The organism is Sneathiella sp. (assembly GCF_041689005.1).
GTDB lineage: Bacteria > Pseudomonadota > Alphaproteobacteria > Sneathiellales > Sneathiellaceae > Sneathiella.
Window position 1 is genome coordinate 1 of sequence record NZ_JBDNHC010000042.1, and the last position, 6,996, is coordinate 6,996.

Below are 6,996 nucleotides of genomic sequence, written 5' to 3' on the forward strand. Positions count from 1 at the left end.
CCCAAAAATTGTCGTAAGCTTCATAGAGAAAATAGATTCGGTTCAGGCCTTTGACCCAGCCAATGGTTACTTTTACATCGATGTCTTTGCGGTCGATGTTGGTGCCCATACCGTCTTCGGTATCGTTCAAAAGATCAGTACCATAGACGTAGTTTTTTGGAACTATAGCCCAATCGCTTTTGTCTCCATCGATCCGCGGCATTTGATTTCTGGGAAATTGAAAAATTTGGAATATTTTCCCGTCTCTCGCCGTATTGTAGGTTGGTGTGGACTGACCGTTTGCTATTGAGATATTTCCAACCAAAAGGCAAAGAAAAATCAACCAAGCAATGTTACTTTCCCGGAAATTCATGGTGTTTTTGTTTTTCATAATCTATAGATATGATTTGCATTTTTATGCGGGTAAATTTCTAAGCACTTGCTACCACTATTCTTTTTTTTAAGCTTTTCTTAAAGTCTGACCAAGTCCCGGAGAAAGCAAATTCCTAGCAGTAACAACGCCCGTCCCCATTTTCTCCGTTGTCAAATGACTGCGATGTCGGCGGCACAAGGGGCGTACTGACTGTACGCAAGCTCAAGTGCACCGGTGCACGAGTCAATTCGGAAACATTCGACACGGTCAGCGTCCTGGCTCGCTACAAGCAAATACTTGCCACTCGGGTCGAGGGTGAGGTTCCGAGCATTCGAGTTAGCCGCTAGCACGCATCGGCTTGAAAAAGTCAGCTTACCATCGTCAAGTCCCACGGTGAACACTGCTATGCTCTGGTGGACCCGGCAGATGTAGTAGTAGTGCGATCCGTCGGCAGACAAGCAGCCTTCGGCTCCCCAGAAATCAGCCTTGCCGAGGTTTTCCGGGTTGCCGCGCGCCTCGAAGCCTTCCGGGTAGCAGAACACAGTCTGCACCGGCATTAGTCCCTTTTCATCGTCAACTGCGCATACGATGGCGGTGCCGTCAAGCTCGCAATTCACGTACGCCACCTTTAGCAACGGGTGGAAGTTTATGCCGCGCGGTCCGCTCCCAGGGGCTAGCTTCACGTCACCTTGCGGCGCCAGTGTCCCAGTCTTTATATCTAGGACGTACTGGTGAACCTTATCTGAGCCTAAATCCATCGCGTACACCAAGTTTGTTCGGGGATCGCCATGAATACCGTGGGGATGAGACTGTGTCTGACGAAGGGGGACCGGTCCGGAACCTGTGTAATCTGGCCGCGCTGTAACCTCGCCGATCATTCCGGTATCGGGGTCGAACGGTAGCACCGAGATGCCACCCTCCCAATACCTTGTTACGAACAAGAAACGCCCAGTCCGGTCAAATGTTGCACACGTATTGCCTCGGCCTCCAGTCGACTGGGTGCATACCTTCCCGAGTCCACCATCGGGCTGGATTTTGTACGACGTCACAAATCCGACACTGGCGTGTACCCCGGTGTGGTGAGAAAGTTCGTGTGTAGCAACAAGAAATCGTCGGTTGGGGTGAATCTCCAGCCAGGTCGGTGAATCTTGCTTCGTCACCTTGCCTGTTGGGACAAGCGAGCCATCGGAACTGTCAAACGCAAAGGTGAGGATGCCTTCTCCGGGTTGCTTTGAGCCGACCCAGCCAAGCTCCCCTAGTTTAAATCCTGTATAACTCCCAACGAAAGCGTAATGCTTTGACGCCTCGTCTTGTGCAAACAGCTCGTTCATGTTTTAATTGTTTTAAAGTTTACTAAATTATAATTGGATTTCATAGTATCCGGCCTAGTGTGTTATTAGGAAATCTAAGTATCTCTTTGATTTCGTCAAGAGTTTTTTATTTTGTCGCAAAGCGGAATCAGCATCTGATTGCAAAGGTTTTCCGGAGAGCAACGACGTTGCTCTCCACCGGCGGACTGTGTGACTGGATGAACGCTGGAAAAACAAATCAGCGCACAAAGTCATGCAGTAAATCGGGTACGAAAAACGTGTCCCGCGTGGCATCGGTTGCATCGGCGGACGGCGTCTCGTTGGGAAAGCTATCAGCTTTGCCTCAGCAACCAACGGACAGCATTATGCTTCAACTTGCGGTACATCGGGTTCCAATGCGCTGTCAGAAGATGACCCGGTTCCAAATAACAGACTCGGCCTTTCCCATATTCGTAGGCCCAAACTGCGGGAACAGTTGTACCCTGGTCTTTACCCTCATAGGTATAGTGGAAACCATCCTCATTCACGGACTCCATCAAAATGTGCGCTGGATCCTTGTCGTACACCATGTAATGCTGCTCGTCAGTGACAACGAAGTCGGTAATTCCCTCCATGATCGGATGATCTGATCTTTTCACCCTAACCTTGAAGGGTCGGATTTCCGGATGTCCAGCATAGACGGCGCCAAGGACGTCACGAAAGTCGGCATTGCTGCTCCCCACGTCCGTAACGTTATGGAAGAACAGTGCCGAACCGCCGTTCTGCACGAAATCACGGACGGCCTTGCCCTGGTGCGGTTGCATCCATGTCATCATTTTGCCCGATGTGGGCTCCAGAGGCGGCTCACTGACGACAGGGATGTCTTTTCCACTGACTTCTACCGTTTCCCTTTCTCCACCGAGGGGTCCAAAGCCGTTGGGAAAGATGCGGCCGTCGCGATGGACGATGAGCATCCGGTAACCTTGCAGCGTCTCAGCGTTAAGAGATGTGTAGTCGTCAGTCATCTTGACTGATATACCCATGTCCTTAACGATGTCGCGAGTCAGCGCCGTGCGGATGTACTCGGAGTTGTGATAGTGGTCACCCATCAGAGCAAACACCATGGCTTTCTCTGGGGCTTTCTCTTGGGCAAAAGCCAAGGGGGAGGCTAGTACTCCAGTTGTTAGTCCTGTCATCGTCCAGATGGCTGATCGCCTCGTGATAACCTTTTTTGGTAAAGATGGTATTGGTTTCATACGGAATTTTGATCTAAAGTTTACTAAATTATAATGTGTTGTTACGAAATCTAAGTATCTCTTTGATTTCGTCAAGAGTTTTTTATTTTGTCGCAAAGCGGAATCAGCATCTGATTGCAAAGGTTTACCGGAGAGAAACGTCGTTACTTCTTCTCCACCGGCGGACTGTGTGACGGGATTAACGCTGGAAAAACAAATCGGCGCACAAAGTCATGCAGTAAATCGGGTACGAAAAACGTGTCCCGCGTGGCATCCGTTGCATCGGCCGTCGTCACGACCAAAAGATCCAACTCGGGATACACGCCGATAAATTGCCCGCGGTGTCCATAAGCAAAGTAGCCTTGCACGTTTTGATTGCCCTGTGCGGTCTTCACAATGTCCGAGCGTTTTCGGACCCAGTTCAGGTATCCGTAACCTTTCTCTCGATCGAACTCCACTCGACGTTCCGTGGCCGCTCGTACCCACCCGGGCGGCAGTAATTGTTTGTCTTCCCAGCGCCCCTCCCGCAGCAATAAGTAGCCGAGGCGCGCCATATCTCTGGTCGTCATATGGAGGCCGTTGCCCCCTTCGGGAACTCCGTGAGGGCCCTTTGTCCATTCGGTAACGTGAATACCCAGTGGGCCAAATAGATACTCTTGTGCCAAGGCAGGGACGTCAGAAGCAGCCCCCGCCACCCCTTGTTTGGCTAGCCTGTCCAGAATGGCCGTTAGCAGGTTCGGCGCATAGTTGCTGTACTCAAAGGCCGTGCCGGGAGGCGATTGTGGCTCCTCTTTAAGGAGTAGGCTTACGTCCGCAAAGTTTCGCACGCCCGAGCGGTGGGTCAGCACGTCTTCCAGAGTCAATGCCGCGAGCTTTGGGTGAACTGAGTATTCGGGCAACAAATCAGCCACGCGATGGTGCACGCCTTCAATCCACCCCTGCTGCACGGCAATACCCAACAGCGTCGCGACAAACGTTTTGGTAACGGAATAAACATGGTTGGGAGTCTCGGCAGTTTGACCGTGGAAGTAAGACTCGGACACAATGTACCCGTGCCGAATCACGAGCAAGCTGTAGCCGCTAGGAAAAAGACGCGGATAGATTTGTTCCGCTTCCTTCAACGCTGCGCTGTCCATGTCTACGGCTTCAGGCTTGGCTTCGGACCAAGCGATCGTGGGCCATGGACTCGGAGCCTGTTGCATTTGAGTCTGCGAAGTACCTCGACTAACACAAGCCAACGTCAACAGGACACACAGGCCAACATAGCAACCCAGACGCCTTGTATGATTGGAAAAACCCAAAAGACTAGCCTGGCAGCTATGACCTTTCTGCTGCATATCCTCACTTCTACTTTCTAGTATCATTCTCATCCCGTTTTCTATTATGTACATGATTATTACTCCGATTTACTTGTCATCTGTCTGCTGCGTGAGCCATCTTACCGAGTTGCGAATCAGCCGCTGCATCATTGGGTGTCCCAGCGCCTCTGGCGTGTGTCCGGGCGCGAGATAGACAAATCGTCCCTTTCCTATCTCCCGCCACCAGCCAGCCGGGGCGGATTTGTTTGCGTCCGAAATATTTCGCATCAGCAAGTGCTCGCGATCCCCATAGTATTTACTCATGTGCTGCCCGTCGAAGGTCCTGAAGTCCTCAACGCCGGCCGTAATAGGGTGATCTTTGTTCTCGATCCGGATCATAAACTCTTCCGGAGCCGGATGGCCGCCGTAGTCTCCTCCGAAAATCTTGTAGTAGGGTCCGTCTGGTGGGTAGAGTCCGTGCGAGTTATGCAACGCCAGAAACCCACCACCGTTATTCACGAAGTCCGAGACGGCCTGCTGCTGCTCTTCGGTCATCCAAATCACCTGTGAGTCGCGCTCGTATCCGTTCGGCCAAATCATACCGTCCTTGAAGAAGATCAGCAGATCGAAGTCCTTCAGGGTCTCGGCGGTCAGCACCTCAGGGTTTTCGATGTAGACGACTGGGATGTTCTCAAGTGCCAGCGCGCCCATCAGCCCATTACGGATGTGGACCGGCGAGTGATAGCGGTCTCCGATTAACGCCAGAGCACGCGGCTGATGGGTCGACATGTAGACCTCGGAGGTGTTCTGGGTCTGGGCGGAGAGCACGGTCGCTAGGCTGAACGCCATAGCGAAAAGAATGAAAAAACGAGTCATTACTCTACTCCTTTTCGGTAAAAATGGTATTGGTTTCATACGAATTTTAGGTTTAAAGTTTACTAAATTATAATTGAATTTTGGATTGGTTTTTAAAATAAATCTCATTTAGTGAGTTTTTTTTACTAAAGGGATCGCTATTTTATTTTTGAAATTAACTCGCTACTGCTGTTGTTTTATTTTTTTTCACCCATACAAAAAGGATAACAAATAATACAATTAATATGGCAGGGAATACGGTCATAGTTTGTAATGTGGCCTGACCAGCAACTAAATCTAATTCGTCTCCAGTCAATCCTGTTGCTGCGGCGGCTGCCTTATCAGAATCAATCCAACCTCCAATAATTGGTTGAAAGATTGAACCAGAGAACATTCCAACTGCACCGATAATTGACAAACCTATAGCACCACTTTTCGGAATTTTATCAGCTATAAATCCGAGCATGTTTGGCCAGAAATAAGCAATTCCTAAAGCATAAATGATTGCTGCAACATAGGCCATACTTCCAGTTTGAGTACTAAATAAAAATATACCGATAGCCGTCAAAACAGCAGATCCTAAAAAGACACCAGTTTGATCGAATTTTTTAACAACATCTCCACCAAAGAATCTAGCAACTGCCATTAATCCTGTTACTAGAGCTAAAATCAACATAGGTTCTGCACCGCTTTTTGCAAGTATCAATCCAACCCATTGTTGAGGTCCAAATTCTGAAATTGCAGTTAATATCATACATACCATCATAAAAATAAACAATGGAGTTGCCACTGCTTTAAAATTACCAGACAACGAAGCCTCCTCTTGAGTTTTTGCTTTAGGCCAAGTCTTTCCGAGGAATAAATAAGCATATATTAGCGTAGGAATCATAATCACCCAAATTTGAGTTTCCCAACTCAACCCACCATCAGTCATGAATTTAGAAATTAAGGCTCCAATTACAATTCCACCTGGAAACCACATATGAAAACGATTCATCATTTTAATTATCATATTTCCTTCATATGCATCTGCAATCATTGGGTTACAAGCCGCTTCAGTACATCCATTTCCGACGCCAATTAATAAGGTAGAAATTAGTAATCCAACATAACTTCCAGAATATATTGTCATAATAATTCCAATTGCGTGCGCAAAAAAAGCAAATTGCATTATTACTTTTCCTCCAACAATGTTGTAGATTAATCCACCAATAACCATAGAAATAGGAAAACCTAAGAACCACATAGAATTGATATATCCTAATTCTTCTGCAGAAAGATTTAATTCCTCTCCTAATTGTGGTAAAATACCTGCTCTTATACTAAATGAGAAGGCATTTGTGATTACTGCAAAACAACTCGCATAAAATAATTTTAGATTTGTAGCATTTGATTCGTTACTTGATGCTCCCATGTGTTTATAATTTATATATAGTTAATTTTAATTGATAGATATATACAAAGGTTCCCGTATCATCGGTTCTATAAATTGATTTTTTTCGCCACAGTTGGGTTTATGCTCTCATTTTTCAAGTTACCATCTGATCATAAACGAGGAGCATGAGCACGTACTATTACCTGATCAGCGGTAGAACTCTTGCCCCTGATCAAGGCCGCGCGCTCCGTAGATCACGGCGGGACTACCTACTTCGAGTGCCCCCAGATCCGATGCTTTTCCGGTGAAGCCATCATTTACGTTTGGAATACCAACTCCTGCATCTACTGCCTTCCCCTTAGGGTTAAGTTTAAAATTAAGATCTACTGCGTGATAAACGGGACCGGGCATATTGCCCAACGGTGTACCTACCGGTGCTTGGATCGGTTTCTGAAGATACTCAAAAACATCATAATCGACTGTTATACCATGCTTTTCAAGACCGCTCGCTTTGCTAAGACTCTTTAATGTCTTAAATTCTTCTTCCTCCCCATTAGGTGATAGCCACCTATATTGATTTTCAGGGCTTTCA

5 protein-coding genes and 2 pseudogenes are annotated in these 6,996 nt (G+C 47.6%); all 7 read right to left on the reverse strand.

Annotated elements, in window-relative coordinates; translation table 11 throughout:
- Positions 1-370: pseudogene (locus tag ACESNI_RS05255) on the reverse strand (hypothetical protein); the annotation flags it as partial.
- Between the two features lie 152 nt (positions 371-522).
- Positions 523-1,683: a lactonase family protein gene (locus ACESNI_RS05260; RefSeq protein WP_373085443.1), complete on the reverse strand. Its 1,161-nt coding sequence runs from the start codon at positions 1,681-1,683 to the stop codon at positions 523-525.
- Positions 1,684-1,994: 311 nt separating this feature from the next.
- A complete protein-coding gene (locus ACESNI_RS05265) occupies positions 1,995-2,765 on the reverse strand; it encodes a ThuA domain-containing protein (protein WP_373085444.1) in 771 nt (256 codons plus the stop codon).
- A 275-nt stretch (positions 2,766-3,040) separates the two neighbouring features.
- The gene (locus ACESNI_RS05270) at positions 3,041-4,012 is read right to left on the reverse strand and encodes a serine hydrolase domain-containing protein (RefSeq protein ID WP_373085445.1); all 972 of its coding nucleotides are present in this window, start codon (positions 4,010-4,012) and stop codon (positions 3,041-3,043) included.
- A 270-nt stretch (positions 4,013-4,282) separates the two neighbouring features.
- Positions 4,283-5,050 (reverse strand): ThuA domain-containing protein, encoded by a 768-nt coding sequence (locus ACESNI_RS05275; protein WP_373085447.1) that lies wholly within the window; start codon positions 5,048-5,050, stop codon positions 4,283-4,285.
- 154 nt (positions 5,051-5,204) lie between these two features.
- The gene (locus ACESNI_RS05280) at positions 5,205-6,443 is read right to left on the reverse strand and encodes a sugar MFS transporter (protein WP_373085448.1); all 1,239 of its coding nucleotides are present in this window, start codon (positions 6,441-6,443) and stop codon (positions 5,205-5,207) included.
- A 168-nt stretch (positions 6,444-6,611) separates the two neighbouring features.
- Positions 6,612-6,996, reverse strand: a pseudogene (locus tag ACESNI_RS05285) (hypothetical protein); the annotation flags it as partial.

Excerpts from the sequence above, each read along its gene's own strand:
- ACESNI_RS05260 (WP_373085443.1), bottom strand. The coding sequence starts at position 1,683 with ATGAACGAGCTGTTTGCACAAGACGAGGCGTCAAAGCATTACGCTTTC.
- ACESNI_RS05265 (WP_373085444.1), bottom strand. The coding sequence starts at position 2,765 with ATGGTGTTTGCTCTGATGGGTGACCACTATCACAACTCCGAGTACATC.
- ACESNI_RS05270 (WP_373085445.1), bottom strand. The coding sequence starts at position 4,012 with ATGGACAGCGCAGCGTTGAAGGAAGCGGAACAAATCTATCCGCGTCTT.
- ACESNI_RS05275 (WP_373085447.1), bottom strand. The coding sequence starts at position 5,050 with ATGACTCGTTTTTTCATTCTTTTCGCTATGGCGTTCAGCCTAGCGACC.
- ACESNI_RS05280 (WP_373085448.1), bottom strand. The coding sequence starts at position 6,443 with ATGGGAGCATCAAGTAACGAATCAAATGCTACAAATCTAAAATTATTT.